At 48.3% G+C, this 20,672-nt stretch carries 17 protein-coding genes; 9 read left to right on the forward strand and 8 right to left on the reverse strand.

Annotation, left to right across the window (positions count from 1 at the left end; translation table 11 throughout):
* Positions 1–17: 17 nt before the first annotated feature.
* Positions 18–995, reverse strand: coding sequence for an OmpA family protein (locus tag EQP46_RS05500; RefSeq protein WP_129492692.1), 978 nt, complete (start codon positions 993–995; stop codon positions 18–20).
* Positions 996–1,293: 298 nt separating this feature from the next.
* Positions 1,294–1,983 carry a DUF2786 domain-containing protein gene (locus EQP46_RS05505; protein ID WP_129492693.1) on the reverse strand — a complete coding sequence of 230 codons (690 nt, stop codon included), beginning with the start codon at positions 1,981–1,983 and terminating at the stop codon, positions 1,294–1,296.
* Positions 1,984–2,256: 273 nt separating this feature from the next.
* On the opposite strand from EQP46_RS05505, the gene EQP46_RS05510 reads away from it, so the two are divergent.
* Entirely contained in the window at positions 2,257–3,177 is a 921-nt protein-coding gene (locus tag EQP46_RS05510) for a DMT family transporter (RefSeq protein WP_129492694.1), read from the forward strand.
* Positions 3,178–3,267: 90 nt separating this feature from the next.
* Entirely contained in the window at positions 3,268–5,631 is a 2,364-nt protein-coding gene (locus EQP46_RS05515) for a DNA polymerase II (protein ID WP_129492695.1), read from the forward strand.
* A gap of 85 nt (positions 5,632–5,716) precedes the next feature.
* On the opposite strand, the gene EQP46_RS05520 is transcribed toward EQP46_RS05515, so the two are convergent.
* On the reverse strand, positions 5,717–6,028 hold the full coding sequence (locus EQP46_RS05520) for a hypothetical protein (RefSeq protein ID WP_129492696.1): 312 nt from the start codon (positions 6,026–6,028) through the stop codon (positions 5,717–5,719).
* A 329-nt stretch (positions 6,029–6,357) separates the two neighbouring features.
* Here EQP46_RS05520 and EQP46_RS05525 point away from each other — a divergent pair, with 329 nt between their 5' ends.
* On the forward strand, positions 6,358–6,624 hold the full coding sequence (locus EQP46_RS05525; protein ID WP_129492697.1) for a DUF1289 domain-containing protein: 267 nt from the start codon (positions 6,358–6,360) through the stop codon (positions 6,622–6,624).
* 91 nt (positions 6,625–6,715) lie between these two features.
* On the opposite strand, the gene rplY is transcribed toward EQP46_RS05525, so the two are convergent.
* From rplY to EQP46_RS05540, 3 genes are all read right to left on the reverse strand, one after another.
* Positions 6,716–6,994, reverse strand: coding sequence for a 50S ribosomal protein L25 (gene rplY / locus EQP46_RS05530; protein WP_017009723.1), 279 nt, complete (start codon positions 6,992–6,994; stop codon positions 6,716–6,718).
* Positions 6,995–7,270: 276 nt separating this feature from the next.
* The gene (gene radD, locus EQP46_RS05535; protein ID WP_129492698.1) at positions 7,271–9,058 is read right to left on the reverse strand and encodes a DNA repair helicase RadD; all 1,788 of its coding nucleotides are present in this window, start codon (positions 9,056–9,058) and stop codon (positions 7,271–7,273) included.
* A gap of 74 nt (positions 9,059–9,132) precedes the next feature.
* Positions 9,133–9,606, reverse strand: a complete 474-nt coding sequence (locus tag EQP46_RS05540) for a GNAT family N-acetyltransferase (RefSeq protein WP_129492699.1) — start codon at positions 9,604–9,606, stop codon at positions 9,133–9,135.
* Between the two features lie 235 nt (positions 9,607–9,841).
* Here EQP46_RS05540 and rsuA point away from each other — a divergent pair, with 235 nt between their 5' ends.
* From rsuA to EQP46_RS05555, 3 genes are all read left to right on the forward strand, one after another.
* The gene (rsuA, locus tag EQP46_RS05545; protein WP_192545479.1) at positions 9,842–10,543 is read left to right on the forward strand and encodes a 16S rRNA pseudouridine(516) synthase RsuA; all 702 of its coding nucleotides are present in this window, start codon (positions 9,842–9,844) and stop codon (positions 10,541–10,543) included.
* A 388-nt stretch (positions 10,544–10,931) separates the two neighbouring features.
* Positions 10,932–12,131 (forward strand): Bcr/CflA family multidrug efflux MFS transporter, encoded by a 1,200-nt coding sequence (locus EQP46_RS05550; protein WP_129492701.1) that lies wholly within the window; start codon positions 10,932–10,934, stop codon positions 12,129–12,131.
* Positions 12,132–12,136: 5 nt separating this feature from the next.
* Positions 12,137–12,796 carry a DUF2913 family protein gene (locus EQP46_RS05555; RefSeq protein WP_129492702.1) on the forward strand — a complete coding sequence of 220 codons (660 nt, stop codon included), beginning with the start codon at positions 12,137–12,139 and terminating at the stop codon, positions 12,794–12,796.
* A 16-nt stretch (positions 12,797–12,812) separates the two neighbouring features.
* Here the strand turns inward: EQP46_RS05555 and EQP46_RS05560 are convergent, their stop codons facing one another.
* Positions 12,813–14,291, reverse strand: a complete 1,479-nt coding sequence (locus EQP46_RS05560) for a DUF2867 domain-containing protein (protein ID WP_129492703.1) — start codon at positions 14,289–14,291, stop codon at positions 12,813–12,815.
* A 498-nt stretch (positions 14,292–14,789) separates the two neighbouring features.
* Here EQP46_RS05560 and EQP46_RS05565 point away from each other — a divergent pair, with 498 nt between their 5' ends.
* Genes EQP46_RS05565 through EQP46_RS05575 form a run of 3 tightly spaced genes read left to right on the forward strand, consistent with a single transcriptional unit; the run spans position 14,790 to position 19,022 of the window.
* Positions 14,790–15,461: an ABC transporter ATP-binding protein gene (locus tag EQP46_RS05565; RefSeq protein ID WP_129492939.1), complete on the forward strand. Its 672-nt coding sequence runs from the start codon at positions 14,790–14,792 to the stop codon at positions 15,459–15,461.
* On the forward strand, positions 15,442–17,904 hold the full coding sequence (locus tag EQP46_RS05570; RefSeq protein WP_129492704.1) for an ABC transporter permease: 2,463 nt from the start codon (positions 15,442–15,444) through the stop codon (positions 17,902–17,904). Before EQP46_RS05565 ends, EQP46_RS05570 begins: the two co-directional genes overlap by 20 nt.
* On the forward strand, positions 17,904–19,022 hold the full coding sequence (locus EQP46_RS05575; protein WP_129492705.1) for a lipocalin-like domain-containing protein: 1,119 nt from the start codon (positions 17,904–17,906) through the stop codon (positions 19,020–19,022). Before EQP46_RS05570 ends, EQP46_RS05575 begins: the two co-directional genes overlap by 1 nt.
* Positions 19,023–19,144: 122 nt before the next feature.
* Here EQP46_RS05575 and EQP46_RS05580 read toward each other — a convergent pair whose 3' ends face one another.
* The gene (locus EQP46_RS05580; RefSeq protein ID WP_129492706.1) at positions 19,145–20,647 is read right to left on the reverse strand and encodes a calcium-binding protein; all 1,503 of its coding nucleotides are present in this window, start codon (positions 20,645–20,647) and stop codon (positions 19,145–19,147) included.
* Positions 20,648–20,672: the final 25 nt, after the last annotated feature.

The following is a 20,672-nucleotide window of genomic DNA, read 5'->3' on the forward strand; positions in this document are numbered from 1 at the left end:
TTTTTCGCGAGTAAAGATTACTCTTCGTAAACGAATTCAGGCGATTCGATTTCTACGCGACGGTTCTTCGCACGACCATCTTCAGTGTCGTTTGAAGCAACTGGGTTGCTTTCGCCTTCACCAACAACGCTTAAGCGGTCAGCGCTAACGCCGTTTGATGTGAAGTAGTCTGCAACAGACTGAGCACGTTGCTCAGACAGCTTTTGGTTGAACGCTTCAGAGCCAACGCTATCAGTGTGACCGATGATCACTGCCGTTGATTCTTCAAAGTCTTGAAGGCGCTTAAGCATAGGGTTCAATGCTTGTGCTGCTTCAGAAGAAAGCTCGCCTTTACCGAATGCGAACAATTCTACTTCGTCTGCTTCAGAGAAAACGTACTTCTTCGTTTCAACAACTTCAGCAACAATGACTTCTTCAACAACAACCGGCTCTGGCGCAGGCTCAGAAGAACGACCGAAGTGGAAGGTAACACCTGCAGAAATAAGGTGGTTGTCAACGTCTAGGTAACCGTCGTTCATATCAGGTAGGTATTGGTACTCCAGACGAAGGTTAACAAGGTCAGTTGCGCGGTGATCAACACCGACTGCTGTTAGCAAAGATACATCGTCTAGGTCGCCTGCACCGCTGTTCCAGTTCCACCAAGCAGCACCCAATTTTGCGTAGATGTCTGTTTGATCAGTAACACCGATGTTGAATTTTGGAGCAAGTGTTAGCGTGGTTAGGTCACCCGCTGACGTTGCGCCTGCTGCGTTCGTGTTTGCATCGAAGCGGCCTAGGTAATCGTAGGTAGACTCAATCGCAAAGCCATTTGCGAAATCGTAACCCAGGATCACACCACCTGCAGCTTCTTTGTCATCACATGAACCGACTTCACACGCATCTTCTAGCGTAGAAATACCAGTACGCGCACCAAGGTAGAAGCTTGAATCATCTTGAGCATAAGCCAAAGGCGAAAGAGCCACCAATAGGCCCAGGCTAGTCACTGCTTTTTTCATTTTGTTCTCCATTCCTTCTAGAGAGGGTTTGGGATGAAAGACTCTATAGGGGGTTTTAGAGTCACATTCCGGAGTTTGCTTATCGCAAATCTATTCTCGATCATCATTCGATTGATGATTTAATAACCTAGGCTAGGGTTGGCTAGCTTGCAATACAAGGGTTGAGAATGAAATTCAGGCTTTTTTAATACAACAGTGTTCAAAAAAGAGTGATTTTGCGGGTTGGAGTTGAATTTGCTGAAATTTTTTGGCGACGAACTTGGCAGGAAATTGTGGGAATTATTTAAAGAAAAAGCGCCTATCTAAGGCGCTTCAATTCGCGGGCTCCCGACACGGGACGATTGACGGAAACTTGTTTTCCTTTCTTCATTCCCTTCTCGTAATCGTCGGTAATGCCTTTCATCGCATCGCGAAGCTGCTGCTTGAACGTTTCGCGGTCGATGTTTTTAAATTGGCTGTCAATGTAGTCCTTCATTTTCTTTTCATTGTCTACATCGGGGGCAATGTTTGGCAACTTTGCCATTGCGCCTTCAAGCCAACCAAACGTAAAAGACTGTAAGCGTCTACTCAGCTCGGTTTGAGAGGTGCCAGTACCTGCAAAACTGTTACGGAACTGCCCTGTGTGTTCATTCATCTCGCGGTAAACGATATCAAAGGCGAAGGCAGCGAAAATGGCACGGTTTGCGTCACCAATGAATTCGGCTTTTTTCAAACCTTTGTGGTTGGTGAGAACACATTCAACGCCGAAGCGCGTGTTAATGCCCCTGATGATTTTCAAAACGGCATCGCTGATCGAAGAAGGGAGCAAGGTTTCAGACGTGGTTTTACCCATGCTGATAAAATCGATGTCCTCCTGATCTAAGCCATACTTGCGCATCAGGGTTTGCGCCATCTTTATGGCCGCCGCAGCCTCGTTGATGTTGGCTGAGTTACCCAGTTCAAGGCATTTGGCAATCTTCTTTAATGCTTTGCGTTTTGCGTCGGACATTCATTTCACCACAGAAAAAACCGGAGCGGTATTTTACCGATTGCAGCGCGTTTTACCAATCATAAGATGATAGCTTTTGATGATGGCTTATGCCTATTTGATGTTTTAATCGCCGAGGTCGACCATCTTTCGGTAGGCGTGATACGTTGACTATCAACCGATTTCCAAAAAGTTCCGTAAAACTCAATATAGTTCTCAGTTTTTCTCATTCTTGTGAAAGTTCTTTGAACTCAATGCGGTCAAGTTAGCAAGAGATAAAAGGATCGCAATCAAATGAAGATATCAACGCGGATGGAAGTGAAAAATATAGTGATGGCAGGGCTCGCCTTATTGTTCTTCGCCGCCAATTCTGTTCTGTGCAGAATGGCGCTCGCGAACACCAATATTGACCCTGCGTCATTTACGTCTATTCGTTTAGCGTCTGGGGCTGCCATGCTGTTTTTCCACAGTTTTCTGTTTCCGGTGAAACAAAAAAGTGACGAGGACAAGCAAGTCACGGGGTTTAATTTTATTCATCAGCCAGTAGAGCATTGGCTCGCGGCAGCAATGTTATTCCTTTATGCCGCCTCGTTTTCTTTCGCCTACATGTACCTCGATGCTGGCATGGGGGCGCTGATCCTTTTCGCGTTCGTTCAATTAACCATGTTTGCGTATAGTCAACACAAAGAAGGCGGTGCGACGGGGCTTGAATATATCGGCGCACTAACGGCGATATGTGGTTTAGGGTATTTGGTATCGCCCGGCATGGACTCACCAGACATGTGGGGGACGATCCTCATGGCCATTTCGGGCATTGCATGGGGTGCGTATAGCGTGCTCGGTAAAGAGATAAAACAACCTCAACTCAAAGCGAACTGCATCAATTTCCGATTGAGTTTGTTCTTTGTGGTCCCGTTTTTCCTCATGAACATTCCGATGAACACCTTGTCATCAGAAGGTATTTGCTTAGCAATTGCGTCTGGGGCTGTGGCGTCTGCTATTGGTTATGCGATTTGGTATTGGGTTGTTCTGCAATTTAAAGCGACCCAAGCTGGCGTGCTTCAACTCACTGTGCCTTTGATTGCTGCGGTGGGCGGGTATCTTATTTTGGACGAAGCCTTAACGCTGCGCATGCTGATAGCGGCATCGGTTATTTTGCTTGGGATCATGGTGACCTTCTTAGGTAAGCAGCGTAAGCAAACCTCAGTGGCCTAATACTGCCAGTGAAACATAACTGATCATAACGACAGTAATTCTTGTCGAATCCTATATACTGCAAGGGACATATCGAATTTCGAGGCCACTTTGCAGTATCACGATGGATTCCTGATCTCTCGTCACAGTCGTGACATGGGTGATCAGACAGAACTTATCTTTTGGGTTCAAACCGACAATGGCCCCGCCAAACTGGTTATTCAACAAGAATCGCCGGTTTTCTTTATTGCCAATGAACACGTTGAAGAAGCTCAGCGTCACCTCATTGCTGCCAATATCCCTTTTCAAGTGCGTTCTCTCCCCCTGAAAGACTTTTCTTACAGCGAAGTGACGGGCTTTTACTTCACCACATTAAACGCAGTGAATCGCGCCAGTCGACTACTGCAAGTGGAAGGTCTGAACGCACTAGAAGCCGACGTGCGCTTACCCGACCGTTTTCTGATGGAACGTTTCATTTGTGGCGGGATCACCTTTGCAGGCAACGCAACGCAACGTAACGGGTATGTGGAATACCGCAATGTAAAAGCCAAGTCTTCTGATTACTCGACAACATTATCCCGTGTTTCTCTCGACATCGAATGCTCAGAAAAGGGCGTCTTGTATTCCATTGGTCTTGATAGTGAAGCTGATAGTCGCGTGATCATGATTGGTGACAAGCCAGAAAATGCAGAAGACATGCAGTGGATCGAATGGGTAGAGTCCGAGCTCGCGTTGCTAAAGGCATTGAACGCATGGTTTGTGCGTTTCGACCCTGATGTAATCGTCGGCTGGAGCGTGATTGATTTTGATTTTCGACTGCTTATCAAACGTGCCGCGTTTAACAAGATAGATCTTCGCTTGGGGCGAGGCGGAGAAAAAGCGCACTGGCGAGATTCCAATAACAGTCGGCAAGGTTTCATTACCTTACCTGGACGTGTTGTGATTGATGGTATTGATGCACTGAAAACTGCCACCTACAGTTTCCGTTCCTGGTCGTTAGAATCAGTGTCTCGCACCATGTTTGGTGAAGGGAAGGCGATTGATAATCCCTACGATCGCATGGATTCAATCAACCGCATGTTCCGTGACGACAAACCCGCGTTAGCGAAATATAACCTTCAAGACTGTGTGTTGGTTAACCGCATCTTTGAAGAAACCCATTTGTTAGAGTTTCTCATCCAGCGCAGCCGTTTAACGGGCATTGAGCTTGATCGTATTGGTGGTTCGGTCGCCGCATTTACCAACCTCTATTTACCACGACTGCACCGTGCGGGATACGTTGCACCAACCTTGACCAGTGAAAACTGGATTGCCAGCCCTGGCGGGTATGTGATGGACAGTAAACCGGGTCTCTATGATTCGGTGTTGGTATTGGATTTTAAGTCTCTGTACCCGTCGATTATTCGCACTTTCTTGATTGATCCTCTTGGGCTGGTGCAAGGGCTCATTGCAGAAGACGAAGCCACAACAGTGCCCGGTTTTCGTGGAGGCGTTTTTCATCGAGAGAAACACTTCTTACCGTCTTTGATCGAGGATTTGTGGAAGGCAAGAGATGAAGCCAAACGACAAGGTGAAAAAGCGTTCTCACAGGCGATTAAAATCATCATGAACTCCTTTTATGGCGTGTTGGGTTCATCAGGCTGTCGATTCTTTGATCATCGGCTTGCTTCTTCAATCACGATGCGCGGCCATGAGATCATGAAAATGACGCGTGAATTGATCGAAGCCAAAGGGTTTGAAGTGATTTATGGCGATACAGATTCGACCTTTGTGTCGCTAGGCAAGCGTTATGAAAACGAGGATGCCGATACCATTGGTCAGTCTTTGGTGGAGCACATCAATGACTGGTGGATTGCGCACCTAAAAGACACCTACAACATCGATTGTGCCCTTGAGATTGAATATGAAATTCACTATCAAAAATTCTTGATGCCCACCATCCGAGGCCAAGATACCGGGAGTAAAAAACGTTACGCCGGACTCGTGAATAAAGACGGGGAACGCCGCATTGTTTACAAAGGATTGGAAACGGTTCGCACGGATTGGACACCCCTCGCACAAGTCTTTCAGCAAACCCTTTACCAGAAAGTGTTCGATGGCGAAGAGGTTGAAGATTACGTGCGTAAAACGGTTGAGGATACGTTACAAGGTCACAATGATGATGCGCTTATTTACCGTAAGCGGTTGAGACGTAAGCTTTCTGATTACGAAAAGAATGTGCCCCCGCATGTGAAAGCCGCGCGGAAAGCCGATGCGTATAACGAAAAACGAGGGCGGAATCTGCAATATCAGAACGGCGGTTGGATTGAATATGTCATCACATTAAACGGACCAGAACCGTTAGAAGCGATCGACAGTCCGTACGACTATCAACATTATGTCGATAAACAACTCAAGCCGATCGCAGACGGTATTTTGCCCTTCATTGGCAAGCATTTTGATTCGTTGGCTGCGCCGCAGTTAGGTCTCTTTTAGAAAGAGAAGACGCTAACAACAGACATGGAAATCAAAAAGGCCGGGGACAATCCCGGCCTTTTTATTGCGAGTACGAAGTTTAGTATTAGAAGAAATTCACACTTGATACTTGGGCTTTACTCGCGACAACAGGGTCAAAGCAAATGGCACCGCGGTTTGGGGTACAGACTTTGAATACATCCCCACAATCATAAATCGCGATAACCACTTCATCTTCAGCACCAAAACAACTTGGCAGTGATTCGCCAACGTTTGCACTGACTTCTTGGCCTTCGTGTGTCCAAGCAAGGTGGGCGATACGCTGCTCGCTGACCGGCGCGTTAACATTTTTCGCAATGCTCGAATAGATGGATTCAGCATGCGCTTGGGATTCGGCGGACGGTACAAAAAAAGACATAATTCCTCCTAAATAATGTTCTTCCCTGAGTCTTCAATACAAATAAGTATGCTATTTAAAGACAATAACCCAAAAGGTTATGTGGTTAAACTAGCAAACTTAGACCTCTAAACGCAATCTTAATTTTCGCCGCGATGAAAGGATTTTCTGATAAAAATATAGGCAAATGTCAGGCACGGTCTGGCGCGAGCATTGATGGAAAATGAGAGACTGTTTGCTGGATTTTTATACATTCACAGCAGGAAATTTGCTTTTCAGTGCAAAACTCGCTTGAATGAAAGCAGATTCATGTTAATCGCTGATTGAGCTTATTTAAGTAAGGAGTGCTTTTGGAGCAACTGGACTTTTTTAATGTACCCAGCCCGTGCATTGGCGTTTGCCAAGCCAACAACAAAGGGTATTGCAAAGGTTGCTTTCGAAGTCGGGAAGAGCGATTCCATTGGAATGATTTCAATGGCGAGCAGCGTCGAAACGTGGTGAGGCTTTGCAAGCAACGCTACCAACGTATTCTGAGAGCGAAGCAAGCACATGAAGAAGCGCAGCGAGACGTGGCGGAGGAAAGCCCACAACAATCTTTGTTTGGTGATGATGATTAGTCGCAACAGACGCTAATGTTTTTGCTTCAACCAAAAATCAGAGATAAAAAAAAGCGCCCATTGGGCGCTTTCTCTTTCAAGCTCAAAAGCATTAGATGCGGATGAAATCCATGTGCATAACTTTTGGCTTGAACGGGTGACGTTGGATGTCCTGAGGCTTAACGTTCACTTCTTGACCGTCGATTACTAGAGTAATCGCTTCGTAGAACTCAGGCTTGTCCATTTGGTTGATCACGATGTGGTGCTCAAGCGCGATTGCAACTGGAGCTGCTTCGCCACCGTAGATAACTGCTGGGAATTGATCAGCGTGACGCAGGCGGCGGCTCGCACCTTTACCCTGCTCAGTACGTACTACTGCATTGAATTTCATAATAAATACTCTTAAAAATAGAGAGTTATAAATAAGTATCTAACTTGCGACCAATCTAGATACCAAGTAAATCGAGCGCGGATACTACCACCCAGACTCAGGAATAACAAGGGTATTAGGGGGTTCAGCGGGCTTTTTTAGCATGAAAAGTCCTGTTTGGATGAAACGTGTACGTTCTTGTCTCTGTTCAATAATTCATGCCAAAAGAACGGGCTTACTTTCTTAAAACTCGCCTTGCGTGTTTTCTTATTGAGCTTAGGGTGAAACGCTGCGCAATTAGCGAATGTTTTGCGCCTCTTTTCGTATCATCTCGTCGACCTCTTGCTGCGAGGCAAATTGCGTGAGATCGAAGATCTTGTCGCGGATCGCCCAGAAACGCCCGCTCTTACGTGCCACCACAAAATCAGGGAACCGTAATCTGTGTTCTGCATTCGCCACTTTAGAGGGCGCAGTGTCAGTGAAAGGGCGGTGACGGTCAACCAAATGGGCGTTGATGAACTTGGCCAGAAACTCTTGTTTTTGGCGTTTGGTTGAGAGCGGCCACACCTCGTGAATTTCCGCGCCATCATGTCCGACGTAGGTCACTTTTAGTTGCGGCTTATCGAATTTATTTTTGCCTGCCGTTAGTCGCATGTCGGCACAGGCCATGATCATGGCATCTTTGAGCTTGAGTGCGTCTCTTAGCTTCTTGTCAGGATCAACAAGGGCATGATCGCATTGATGACAACGTCGCGCCGCAATGTCGTTATCAGCGCCACACTCGCTACAAAATTTTGCACGAAAACGATAGCCACAGATTTCTCGCTCGCCTTCGTCATCTTCAAAAAAACCTTGGCAACGACGCCCGTAATGTTCGATCAGGAAGCCATTGTTATCGAGCTTTCCCCAGAAGTTGTTGTTGAATCCGCATGCAGGGCAGGGAACAGTCACGATTTCGCTGTCACTGTCAGGTTTAGGGTCGCCGATCTCTGGCTGATACAGGTCGTAGACGTTGCCGGCATAATCCAAAATCAAACAGTCTTCTTTTCCAGGAGAAAGACGTAAACCACGCCCTGCTATTTGCTGATAAAGACTGACAGATTCTGTCGGACGCAAAATCGCGATGAGGTCAACGTGAGGCGCATCAAACCCTGTGGTAAGCACAGAGACATTCACCAAGTATTTCAACTCGCGACGTTTGAAGCGCTGGATGATGCTATCTCGCTCATCTTGCGGCGTGTCACCAATGACCAAGGCCGAATCTGCTTCAGGCAACAGCGTAAGAATTTCCTGTGCGTGTTTCACTGTTGCAGCAAACACCATCACGCCGTGGCGATCTTTCGCATAGTCGAGCACCTGTGTGACGATTTGAGGGGTAGCACGAGGGGCGTTTTCGATCACACGGTCGAGATCTGCTTCTTTATAGAAGCCAGTCGGTGAAGCCTTGAGTGATGAAAAATCATAACTAAGCACCGGCGCATCCAGTACTTTCGCTTCTGTCAAAAAGCCTTCATCAAGCAAGAAGCGAATCGGCAATTCGAAAATGCAGTCTTTAAAGAAACGTGGTTTTTCGCTGCGCACACGCCCTGCGGTATGGAATTGATAAATCCAGCCTAAACCGAGGCGGTAGGGGGTTGCTGTCAGCCCAAGCACTTTGATGCCAGCATTAACGGATTGAAGGTGTGAAATCACCTTTCGATAGCTGCTTTCTTCGTTATCGGGCACGCGGTGGCATTCATCAATAACAAGCAGTGAGAACTGTTCTTTGAACGCATCAAGGTTGCGCACAACAGATTGCACCGAGGCGAACACGACCTTGTCGTCGCTTTCTTTACGGCCTAATCCGGCAGAAAAAATGCCACCTTTGAGTCCGTACCCTTCGTATTTCTCGTGGTTTTGCTCGACCAATTCTTTTACGTGCGCCAACACCAGCACTCTGCCTCGCGCCAGTTTCGCTAACTCGGCGATCACCAAGCTTTTACCCGCGCCTGTTGGTAAGACAGCAACAGCAGGCGTCGAGTTTTTTCTAAAATAGTGAACAACCGCTTTTACGGCGTCAGATTGGTAGGGACGAAGGGTATACATGGGATCAAAAAGGCAGCCAATAATGGCTGCCAGTGTAACGATGCGACTAATGAAAGGCTAGGAATTAGCGAGGCTTATGCTTTTACATTAAGACGTTTAGACATGATGCAGTGTTGTCTTCTCGGCATGTAGTCAAACTGCTCATAAAATTCACGAGCACCACTGTTACCGATGTTCACTTCTAAAATGATCGATTGGCAGTTGTGCTTTGCTGCATGCTCTTCAAGGGTAGGAAGAACGTGAGAGCCCACACCTTGGCGACGCCACTCTTGCGTGAGGAATATCTGGTCAATGACTGCGATCTGTCCACCGAGCTCAACACTGAAGCTGTAGCAAACAACAACGAATCCGATGATTTCGTTTGTACCGTCGCTATCTAAGTTAATTAGAAATACATCGCCGTGCGTCGGGTTCGAAAGCAAATAGTTGAAGGCAGACGTCACGTGTTCAACATCGAAAGAAAGTGCTTCATGATCATGAAGTTCTTTTGATAGCGCGAGAAGGCGCGGCATTGAATCGATGGAAGGCGATTGCAGCGATACGTTCATAAATTCTTCCCTGATCAATAAGTTAAAAGGCAACTGATTATAATCAAAAATTGGGAGGCACAGGATTAGACTGTAGTGGAACTGTTAAGTTCGACATCTCTTAGTTATAGGAAGGGGAAAAGCAGAGCGCAATTTCATCGTCGTTTAAAAAAACTGAGTGCGGTTTTCACTGTACCTTTGCTGACGACTTCCTATAATGCGCCTTTCGAGTACATAGCGGACTATAAAAATCATGATTAGGCTAGACAAATTTCTTTGTGAAACCGTGGGTGTAACCCGCACCCAAGCAGCAAAACTCCTCAAAGAAAAACGTATCACGCTTGACGGAGATATCGTTAAAAGCGGTGCCATCAAAATTGCTGAAGATGCAAACGTTGAATTTGATGGTGCACCGTTAACATTGTCGGGGCCACGCTATTTCATGATGAACAAGCCAGAAGGGTACGTGTGTTCACATGAAGACTCGAGCAACCCAACGGTATTCGTGTTGCTTGAAGAAGTGAACGCAGAAAAATTGCACATCGCTGGACGTTTGGACTGTGATACCACGGGACTGCTGCTGTTGACGGATGACGGTCAATGGTCACATCGCGTGACATCACCAAAACACAAATGCGATAAGACATACCGTGTTTGGTTGGATGATCCCATTGCGGACGATGTTGCTGAACAATTCGCGGAAGGCGTGATGTTGCGCGGTGAGAAAGCCGAAACCTTGCCAGCACAAATGGATGTCGTTGATGAGAAAGAAGTGTTGCTAACCATCCATGAAGGCAAATACCACCAAGTAAAACGCATGTTCGCGGCTGTCGGTAACAAAGTGGTAGGTTTGCACCGTGAAACCGTTGGCGAGCTGGTATTGGATGAAACCCTTGAGCCTGGCGAATATCGCGAACTGACCGCAGAAGAAATCGCACTGTTCATGCCTTCAAAGTGAGCATGTTTACGTCACCGCGAATATCGGTGATGTTAGCCAAAACAACACCGTTAAACATTGGCTAAGTGTTGTTGCAAAGAGCGCTACAAATGAGTCTATTTGTGGCGTTTTTTGATCGTGCTTTCTCATCTCGTTGAGTTTATTCGGAATCATGCTCGATGAGAACGATTGAACAATGTGGCTATCTTTTAAACAGATTGCGCAAAATACAGAGGGTGTATTGATTTCATTCATGATTCTGTCGCTTTATCTCGTCAAATAAGAAAGTCATCATTTCCTCAAGAGAAACAATCATAGTGCTATTATGTGACGAATGTAGTGGTCTGGCTTTTCTCGCCAACAACGCTTACCTGTCTTCTCTTTTACTTATTTCTTCTCTAAGGCATACATGACAACAAATGCTATAAATCCGCCAGCGCAACAGCTGACGCTTCTTTTGATACTTGTGTTGGGTGCGATTGCAGCCCTAACGCCGCTCGCCATTGATATGTACTTGCCCGCCATGCCAGAAATCGCCCGTGATTTAATGGCGACCCCAGGGCAAGTACAGCGCACACTGGCGGCTTACACCGCGGGCTTTGCGATTGGTCAGCTCATTCATGGGCCTATTTCTGACAGCTACGGTCGCAGACCTGTGCTGATGGGCGGCGTCGCGCTGTTCTTCGTTGGTGCGATTGTTAGCGCATTGGCAAATGACATTGAAACCCTCACTTATGTGCGTGCTGCGCAAGGTTTCTGTGGTGCGGCTGCAGCCGTGGTGATCCAAGCCTTGGTTCGCGATATGTTCGATCGCGAAGAGTTTGCACGTACCATGTCGTTCATTACTCTCGTCATGACGGTCGCGCCGCTTGCCGCACCGATGATGGGCGGGTATTTGGCGGTCTGGTTCGGCTGGCGTTCAATCTTCTGGCTGTTGGCGGGTTTCGCCGTGCTGGTTTTTGTATTGATTGTGGCATTGATTCCAGAAACCTTGTCGATGGAAAAACGTCCGCCACTCCGTATTGGCTCGACGTTGCGTAATTACCTCAAGATCCTGCGTTCTCGCTCTGCGGTAGGGTATATCTTTGCCTCTGGTTTTTCTTTTGCAGGGATGTTTTCCTTCCTGACTGCGGGTTCGTTTGTTTACATCGATTACTACGGTGTCAGCACGGAAAACTTCGGTTACTTGTTCGGTTTGAACGTTGTCTGCCTGATCATCATGACGTCTATCAATGGCAAGTTCGTTCGCCGGGTGGGCAGCGAAAACATGCTGAAAATCGGCCTACTCATTCAACTGTGTGCGGGTATCGCATTGATGGCGGCACAGTTCCTTGAGTTGGGGCTTTGGGGCACGGTCATCCCCGTGATCTTCTTCATCGGCACGATTTCAATCGTCGGCAGTAACTCAATGGCGTGTGTGTTAAGCGCATATCCAGAGCTAGCGGGCACTGCATCCTCATTGGCAGGTACAATGAGGTTTGGTACAGGCACCTTAGTTGGTGGTATAGTCGCGGCCATTCCGGTGCACTCAGCATGGCCGATGACAGGCGCAATGACTGGATGTGCCATTCTCTCCGCCCTCTTTTATTGGGGCTTAGCGAAAAAGTAAGAACAATGAGCTACGTAGAAGATATTAAATTGCTCGTCGATACGGCGATGACGGAACTGCAAGACGCAAAAAACAACGGGAAAGTGCAGGCTAACCCAAACAGCGAAGAATCGTTCCTCTGTCGTTGGGTCGCGCAGGCGGGCAAAAAGCAACGCTTCAATCCTTCTGTCACGCCAAACATGACGGAATGGGTTCAACAAGGCCGTAGTATGGGTAAAAATGCCAATATTAAAGGCCGAATGGCACACATCGCTGCTGTTTATCACCATCAGTTCCCGGTGGGCGACGAGCATGCTGCCATCACGCGCGGGCAATTTGATGCGCTTGTGACGTCTTTGGAAGACGCTGATTGGATGGTACATACCGAGCATGAAATCACTCGTAAAGTGCGTGTACTGTCTGACGGTCAACATTCTTTCGCTGTGTGTGCCAAAGCGTTGGCTGCAAGCTTTAACGAAGCGGGTGAGTTGACCAAACCGTTGAGCTTGTATGTGCGTGGGCAAGAAGCGGGTTTTGTTGAACTGCTGCTTTCACATGGTTTGTTAGCGACGAAAGTGACAGATTACAAATCCATTGTGAAATATCACGGCGAATATAAAATCTGGCCAAACAATCGTGCAACGAGCTTGGTGGTATTGCCAGAAAGCTTAAAGCCAGCCAGCTAACGAAAAAAATCTGCATCTATGGGTGGCGTGAAGGACGAATGTCTTTCGCGCCACTTTTTTTTGCGAGCGCAAAGGCCATTCCACGAAAGATAAAGAGGTGCGCAGGCATCATGGCGAACCAATAAAGCAGCCCTCTAAACCCGGCCGGGTGCCACCACGCACAAATTTCGAGCGTCCGGTAATCACCGTGTTCTTCGATAGAAAACTCCAACCTACCGAGCCCCGGTGCCTTCATGCCGAACAGAAGTGAGAGGAAACGGTTCTCTTCACATTGAATGACTTTCCAACTGTCAATGTAATCACCGGCTGACAGTGTCTCGCCGTCTGGTCGTCGCTTTTTCAGCGCGTCACCACCTATGGCAGCGTCCATGTAGGCGCGGGTTGTCCAAAGGGCGTTGCCAAAGAAATAGCCTTCATCGCCGCCCACTTTTTGAATCATCGCCCAGAGTGACGCCGTCGTTGCATCCGTGTCGACGCGGTATCCGGCTTTTTTCGGGTAGTACCCATAGCTTTTATGCCAGCGTGCCAAGGCGTCTGGGTCATACCCCCAGATGTCGTTTTTAACCACATCACTTTCTTGTGCCAGCGCGGATTCAACGGCGTGTTCGAACGCAATGTCAGGTAAGGGCATTATCTCCGAGAGTGGGGACGCTCCGGATGTGCTTCGGTTAGCAGGAATCAAATCATGGTTGAGGCCTTGAATTAACGCTCGCGCAATGGGTTTTGGCACTGAAGTAACGAGCGATAGCCAGGCCGCAGAAATGCGAGGTGTCAACCAAGGCATTTTGATGATCCAAATGCGTTTGTTGATGACGCGAGCAAAGCGCCGCATTTGTCCTTCATAGCTAATGGCTTCAGGCCCGTTGGCATCAAAGACGGGAGAACCTTCAAGGGGGAATGAAATCAGGCGGGAGAGATACTCCAGCATGGTTTCCAGTGCAATCGGACAAGATTTCGAGGTGACCGACGCGGGCGTGGTGATCACTGGAATGTTCATAACAATGTCACGCATCACTTCAAATGCCGCAGAACCTGACCCGACAATAATGCCTGCACGCACTTCGACAATTTGCTTGCCGGATTCGCGCAAGATGTTACCCGTCGCTTTTCTTGCCGATAAATGTAACGACTCTTCGCCTTCAGGTTGTGTTGCGCCGAGGTAAATCACACGCGAGACATGACTTTTATTGAGTTCGCGAGAAACATGGCGGGCGATATCGAGCTCGTATTGGTAAAAGTCATTGCCCGATGCCATGCCATGCACAAGGTAGAACACTGTAGAAATGTCGTGGAGGAGGGCTTGTAAGTTGCCTTCATCTTTAAGGTTTAACGTGGTGAGATCCACATGTGGGTGGGCGTGCCATGGCTGTTTCTGGAGTTTAGACAGCGAGCGGCCTGTGGCGGTGACATGAAACCCCATGCCGAGCAACTTAGGAACAAGATGGCTGCCTACATACCCGGTGGCACCAATGACTAATACCTTATGATCTTCCATGTTATGCCGCCTGTAACTGATCCAAATGTATCTACTCTAACGACCTGAACCCTGAAGATGCAGGCTGTTTGGGTATCGCCCAAACCGTGTTGGTGAAAACAGCATTTGGCGTTTGGTTGAGTCGAAATGATTGACGAATCGCGTTCTGTTTGTTGATGAATATTAAAGTGATTGTATATAAAGCCAAGGGAAGTGATGCATTGATGAGAGATAGTGGCATATCTCGTCAGAACTTCCTGTCATTTATCGGGTTTGGGCTAGAAAAGCATACAATAAGTGTTGATATTAAGACATGTTCGTCGAGACAAATTACGCTTATATGTAGTCTTATAGTCAGCGACTTACGTAAAGATTACGTCAATTTTTATTTCGAGCCCTGTAAAAATGTGCGCTTGATTCAAATATCTTTCTTGGCGTTCAATATTGCTGTAAATTGCTTCTCCAGCCGAGGAAGACGAACTGAATTGGCGAGTGTGTTGAATCTTGAGAGGGGAAATGATGTTAGAACTGATGGGGCTTTGCAAAGGTTACGTCGACGGGGGAGAGTTTCACCCTGTCTTGCAAGGTGCAGAACTAACATTAACGAAAAGCGACCAAGTCGCCCTGATGGGTGAGAGTGGTTCTGGCAAAAGTACATTGCTGAACCTGATTGGTGGCCTTGACAACCCGGACTCTGGAGAAATCTGGATCGATGGTACGGCTCTTCACACCTTGCCAGAGCGCGAACGCACGCGTTTTCGTCGTCACTCCATTGGCATGGTATTCCAACAGTTTAATCTCCTTCCAACACTGACCGTTGCCGACAATATTCGTTTCTGCCGCCAGCTCAAAGGGCTTTATGAAGATGAAAGCCTATGGCGACAAATCATGTCGGCGCTTGATCTTATGCCGTTATTAGGCCGATACCCTGAAGAAATCTCTGGCGGGCAACAGCAGCGCGCTGCCATTGCACGAGCGCTCTACATGGAGCCAAAAATCTTATTGGCCGATGAGCCGACGGGTAGCCTCGATGAGCGCAACGCTGATGCGGTAATGCGTCTATTGACGACGCTGACAACTGCGTTGGACTGCTCTTTGCTGGTGGTGACACACAGTGAAAAAGTGGCTGATTACTTAGGCCATTGTGTGTCGTTGCAAGGGGGCGTACTTAATGTCCGTACCCGTCGCTAAAGCCCTTTTCGGTCATTATCGCCGACATCCGTTTCAAGTATTGCTGGTTTGGCTCGGCCTGACATTGGGCGTTGCGCTCTTGGTTGGCGTTATGTCTATCAACCAACATGCGCAAGACAGCTACCAAAAGGGTGCAAACCTTTTTACCAACCCTTTCCCATATGTACTCCATCACCGTGAGCGCGGCGCACGCATCGACGAATCAACGTACATTTCGATGCGTCGTAATGGCTACAACCAATGTGTGCCTATCGATTTGTTCCGCACACGCACTGACGATGGTCGCGACATTCAATTGATGGGTGTCGATACGGTGGCCATGTTTGCCTTTAATGCCGCAAACCCTAGTTCTCAGTATCAAGAAGAAAGGCCTTTCGCTAATGGCTATGGCACACAATGGGTGAGTGCAGAACTCGCAAACCACTTTGGTTGGCGAGAAGGCCAAATGCTTGCGTTGGAAGACGGTCAACAAATTGGTCCTCTCAAACTGCTTGATGGCTCTCGCATTGGCGCAGGTACGCGTTTGTTTGGTGATATGTCTGTGATTCGTGGTCTGTCTGATCATTATGGCTTTGCGCTTGTCTATTGTGGCGAAATGAGCAACGAAGACCGCGAAGCATTGCGCAAGGATTTGCCTTCTACAGTGACGTTGTCACGCACGGAGACCGCGCAGCTTGGGCCACTCACGCGGGCTTTCCACTTAAACTTATTTGCAATGGGCATGCTGGCATTTGTCGTTGGCCTGTTCATTTTCTACCAAGCAATTTCCTTGTCGATGGCCCAGCGTCAGCCGCTTGTTGGCATCATGCGTGAACTCGGTGTTGGCCGTAAGTCATTAGCTGTGGTTGTTTCTATCGAAATGCTGATATGGCTTTTGCTTGGCCTGGTCGGCGGCAATGTCACGGGTCTACTGTTGGCACAAAAGCTGATGCCAACAGTGGCGACTACCTTGAGTGACCTCTATGGCGCAAACGTTGATTTAACCCTGCAGTGGCAATGGGAGTGGGGGCTTTACAGCTTCCTGCTGGGTGTGTGTGGTTTTGTCCTTGCTTCTGGTTGGCCGCTTTACCGATTGCTGACCACGCCGCCTGCGCGTTTGTCGAAACGCATGTCTTTGGTGCGCTTCTCAGGCCGTGAGTTCAGTTGGCAAGCTTTGGTGGCATCAATCTTCTTGCTTGTCGCCATGCTGGTTTATATCGCGCCCCAAAGTCAGGCGCAAGGCTTCACCTTGATCGCGCTTATTTTGATCGGTGGCGGCTTGCTGTTGCCATTCATGATGTGGAAAGTGTTTTTGCTGGTGTCAGATCGTGTGAAATCTGCCCGTATGCGTTGGTTCTTGTCTGATGCGTCAGCCAGTTTGACTTACCGCGGTATCGCCGCAATGGCATTCATGATGGCTATTGCAACGAACATTGGCATGGAAACCATGGTTGGTAGCTTCAGAACAACAACGGAAGGATGGCTGCAACAGCGCCTTGCAGCAGATATTTATATCCGTCCAGATAAGGAAATTGCAGCCGATCTATCCTCTTGGCTAGAAGAGCAAGACGGCGTTCAACAAAGCTTGGTGCAATGGCGCAATGATGTCGAAACCGCGCAAGGCACGGTTGAGGTTTACACCATTGGCACAAGCCGTGAAGAGCGTGAAGCACTCGCCTTGAAAGTGACCATGCCAGATTACTGGAGTTATCTGCACCGCGATAACAACATGCTGATCAGCGAATCGCTAGCGCTTAAATTCGATTTACAGCCGGGTGATACCATCAATCTACCTGCGCCGTTCGGCGCTGCCTGGAAGGTCGCAGGTATCTATTTCGATTACGGAAACCCTTACAGTCAGGTGATGATTTCAAATCGCTCAGAGTTAATTCCTTGGATGCAAGCGCAAGGTCGCGTCGGTGTTGCTGCATTGCTTGAAGAGGGCATGAATGATGAGCAATTGGTGTCGCGCCTTCGCGATGAGTTCGGTCTTCAAGAAACCCAAGTGAGCAACCAGCGCGATATTCTCGACCGTGCAATGCGTATTTTCGACCGCACCTTCTTGGTCACTGACACCTTATGTACGCTTACACTGATTATCGCCATCTGTGGTTTGTTCTTCTCAACGTTAGCAACCGAGCTCTCTCGCCAACGCCAATATGCATTGCTGCGCTATATGGGGATCTCAGGTCGAGAACTGGCATTCCTTGGCGGCGGGCAGCTGATGATGATTGGTTTGTTCTCCGCGTTGTTTGCATTGCCGTTGGGGTTGATGATTGCTGAAGTGTTGATCAACATCGTGTTGAAATACTCTTTCGGCTGGACGATGTCGGTGTCCTATTTCCCAATGAGCTATCTCATTACGCTTGGTGGCTCATTGCTTACTCTCTTATTGGCAGGGTGCTGGCCTGTGTGGCGATTGATTAAACGTTCTGCCGTTTTGTCGCTGAGGGAGGCGCAATAATGTCTCGTTCTGATAAGCCAACGTCAACCATGGTGAAGATCATCGGTTGGAGCGCGATGACGCTACTGTGTTTTCTCGCGTTGTTTGGCTCTGTACTCTTTCACCACTCAGAGCCGGAACGCGGTGCCGTTGAGATGTTATTAGCCAGCAGTGATGAAGGTTTTGACCAGGTCACACCGGGTAAAGCACTGGTTTTTCCTGATGATTACGGCGTGCACAATAGTTTTCGTCAAGAGTGGTGGTACATCACGGCGAACCTTTCAGACAAGAATGGTCAGCAATACGGTGTGCAGTGGACGCTGTTCAGAAGTGCCATGTCGCCTGAGCAAAAAGAGGGTTGGAACGACAACCATATCTACATGGCTCACTTTGTTGTGACATCCGCCAACGAAACCTATTCGGCTGAGCGCTTTGCGCGTGCGGGAATTGGCCAAGCAGGCGTGACGCTATCACCTTTTGAAGCGTGGATTGATAACTGGAGTTGGTCGTCTAAAGGTGATTTACCGTTTCCCGCCATGCTGACTGCTCAGCATCAAGATGTGGGTATTGACCTGAATATGACGGCCAAGAAGGCTGAGATTTTGCAAGGTCAACAAGGCTACAGCCAAAAACACGCCACTGAAAACGTCGCTTCCTATTACTTTAGTGTTCCTCGTATCGAAATGTCGGGCACGCTCACCATTGGTGGTCAAACTGTCGATGTATCAGGCCTTGGCTGGATGGACAGAGAGTGGAGCACAAAAGCCCTAAGCGATGATCAGCGAGGCTGGGATTGGTTTTCACTGCAGCTCAATGACGGACGCTCGTTGATGTTAGCGCAAGTACGCAGTGAAGCTGGGCCATATCGATTTGGTGCGCTGGTGGAAGAAGATGGGAAATCACGCACGCTGGCTTCAGAAGAAATCACGATGATGCCGATGTCCTTTTCGAAAATGGAAGAGGGGCGCTACATTCCGACAGAATGGCAAGTGTCAGTGGCCAGCGAAGACATCGCCTTGACCACAGAGCCACTGAATAATGATAACTGGTTGCCTTTCATGTTCCCGTATTGGGAAGGGCCCATTCAGTTTGAAGGTTCGCATTCAGGAGTGGGTTTTATGGAAGCAACGGGCTACTGAACAGACACTTTGAGTAGACACAAAAACGGAGGCAAAAGCCTCCGTTTTTTATGCCCCTTTTTCGCCTCAATATATCAAGGAATCAATATGTCGTGGCGAGAGCACTTGACGTTGCAGGTTGATTAAACGAAATCAAACATGCTTGAATCAAGATCAGACGCAGTGAACTTATCCAGCACAATCTTGGTGTTCGCGTTATCGAATGTCATGATCGTATCTTCACCAGATTGGCGAATGTTGATGTCACCAAGCTTGGTCGCCAACGTTTTCTGAATTTGGATGGTATCCAGGTTCTGTTGGAAATCGAGGATGATGTCGTTTTCGCTGCTGTTGTTGAAGAAGAAGGTATCTGAACCCGCACCACCGGTTAAAATGTCGCGTCCCATACCGCCGTCGATAAAGTCGTTACCGCCGCCGCCATCGATGCGATCTAACCCGTCATGGCCAAAGATCTTATCGTTACCCGCTTCGCCCCACACTTTATCGTTACCCAAACCTGCGCGGATAAAGTCGTTACCCGACCAGCCATACAACAAATCATCACCAATGTGTCCATCGATGTAATCATTGCCCAGGCCGCCGTAGATCTTGTCATTCCCTTCAAGGCCAATCAGACGATCGTCATCTTCCTCACCAAGAATAATGTCATCACCAGAGCCGCCGTTGACAAAGTCTTTGCCTAAGCCGCCACTCAGGTAGTCGTTACCTGCGCCGCCATAGACTTCGTCATCGTTGTCACGACCGTAGATCTCATCGTTGCCAAGACCGCCGTGCACTTCATCGTTGCCCAAACCAGCGTTGATGTAATCATTGCCTTCGTTACCGTGGATAAAGTCGTTACCTTGTCCTGCGAAGACGATGTCGTCGCCAGTCTCGCCATAAATGGTGTCGTGACCATTATAGCCGTAAAGGGTGTCATCACCGTCGTTACCGTTGATGACATCATTGCCTTCGCCACCATCGATGTAATCGTCACCAGCTTGACCAAATAACTCATCATCACCGTCGTTGCCGAAGATTCTGTCGTTGTCTTCTTGGCCAAAAGCTGTGTCGTTACCCGCGCCGCCATTTAGAATATCGGCACCTGTCCCACCACGCAGTGCATCATCACCATCACCGCCATTCAGGGTGTCGTTACCGGCTTCACCCCAAAGTACGTCGTTGCCTTTGTCGCCATTCAGTGTGTCGTTGCCATCATTACCAAACAACACATCTCTGTCAGCGCCGCCATGAAGGGTATCGTTACCCTCACCGCCAATCAGACGATCTTGACCAGCGCCACCGAAAAGGGTGTCATCGCCTTCATTACCAAACAAACGGTCAGCACCGTTTCCGCCATAAAGGAAGTCAACACCTAGGCCGCCTTCTACAAGGTCATCACCATCATCACCGTAGAGGAAATCGTTACCAAAGCCACCACGCACCCAGTCATCACCCGTGCCACCACGAACTTCATCATCATTGTCACCGCCGATCACGGTGTCATTACCTGCACCACCATCGACATAATCTGTGTCTCCGTCAGCGCGAATAAAGTCGTCGCCGTCATACCCATAAATTTCGTCCGCACCCGGCGTGCCGATCAGAGTGTCATTCCCATTTGTGCCTTGAATAATATTGGCCATTTTATCTTCCGTATTCTTATAGGTT

The sequence above is a fragment of the Enterovibrio baiacu genome, assembly GCF_004120195.1.
In the GTDB taxonomy this organism is placed as follows: Bacteria; Pseudomonadota; Gammaproteobacteria; order Enterobacterales; family Vibrionaceae; genus Enterovibrio; species Enterovibrio baiacui.

What these genes read in the sequence shown, in the direction of transcription:
- EQP46_RS05500 (WP_129492692.1), bottom strand. Translation starts at nt 995, where the DNA reads ATGAAAAAAGCAGTGACTAGCCTGGGCCTATTGGTGGCTCTTTCGCCT.
- EQP46_RS05505 (WP_129492693.1), bottom strand. Translation starts at nt 1,983, where the DNA reads ATGTCCGACGCAAAACGCAAAGCATTAAAGAAGATTGCCAAATGCCTT.
- EQP46_RS05510 (WP_129492694.1), top strand. Translation starts at nt 2,257, where the DNA reads ATGAAGATATCAACGCGGATGGAAGTGAAAAATATAGTGATGGCAGGG.
- EQP46_RS05520 (WP_129492696.1), bottom strand. Translation starts at nt 6,028, where the DNA reads ATGTCTTTTTTTGTACCGTCCGCCGAATCCCAAGCGCATGCTGAATCC.
- rplY (WP_017009723.1), bottom strand. Translation starts at nt 6,994, where the DNA reads ATGAAATTCAATGCAGTAGTACGTACTGAGCAGGGTAAAGGTGCGAGC.
- radD (WP_129492698.1), bottom strand. Translation starts at nt 9,058, where the DNA reads ATGTATACCCTTCGTCCCTACCAATCTGACGCCGTAAAAGCGGTTGTT.
- EQP46_RS05540 (WP_129492699.1), bottom strand. Translation starts at nt 9,606, where the DNA reads ATGAACGTATCGCTGCAATCGCCTTCCATCGATTCAATGCCGCGCCTT.
- EQP46_RS05550 (WP_129492701.1), top strand. Translation starts at nt 10,932, where the DNA reads ATGACAACAAATGCTATAAATCCGCCAGCGCAACAGCTGACGCTTCTT.
- EQP46_RS05555 (WP_129492702.1), top strand. Translation starts at nt 12,137, where the DNA reads ATGAGCTACGTAGAAGATATTAAATTGCTCGTCGATACGGCGATGACG.
- EQP46_RS05560 (WP_129492703.1), bottom strand. Translation starts at nt 14,291, where the DNA reads ATGGAAGATCATAAGGTATTAGTCATTGGTGCCACCGGGTATGTAGGC.
- EQP46_RS05565 (WP_129492939.1), top strand. Translation starts at nt 14,790, where the DNA reads ATGTTAGAACTGATGGGGCTTTGCAAAGGTTACGTCGACGGGGGAGAG.
- EQP46_RS05570 (WP_129492704.1), top strand. Translation starts at nt 15,442, where the DNA reads ATGTCCGTACCCGTCGCTAAAGCCCTTTTCGGTCATTATCGCCGACAT.
- EQP46_RS05575 (WP_129492705.1), top strand. Translation starts at nt 17,904, where the DNA reads ATGTCTCGTTCTGATAAGCCAACGTCAACCATGGTGAAGATCATCGGT.
- EQP46_RS05580 (WP_129492706.1), bottom strand. Translation starts at nt 20,647, where the DNA reads ATGGCCAATATTATTCAAGGCACAAATGGGAATGACACTCTGATCGGC.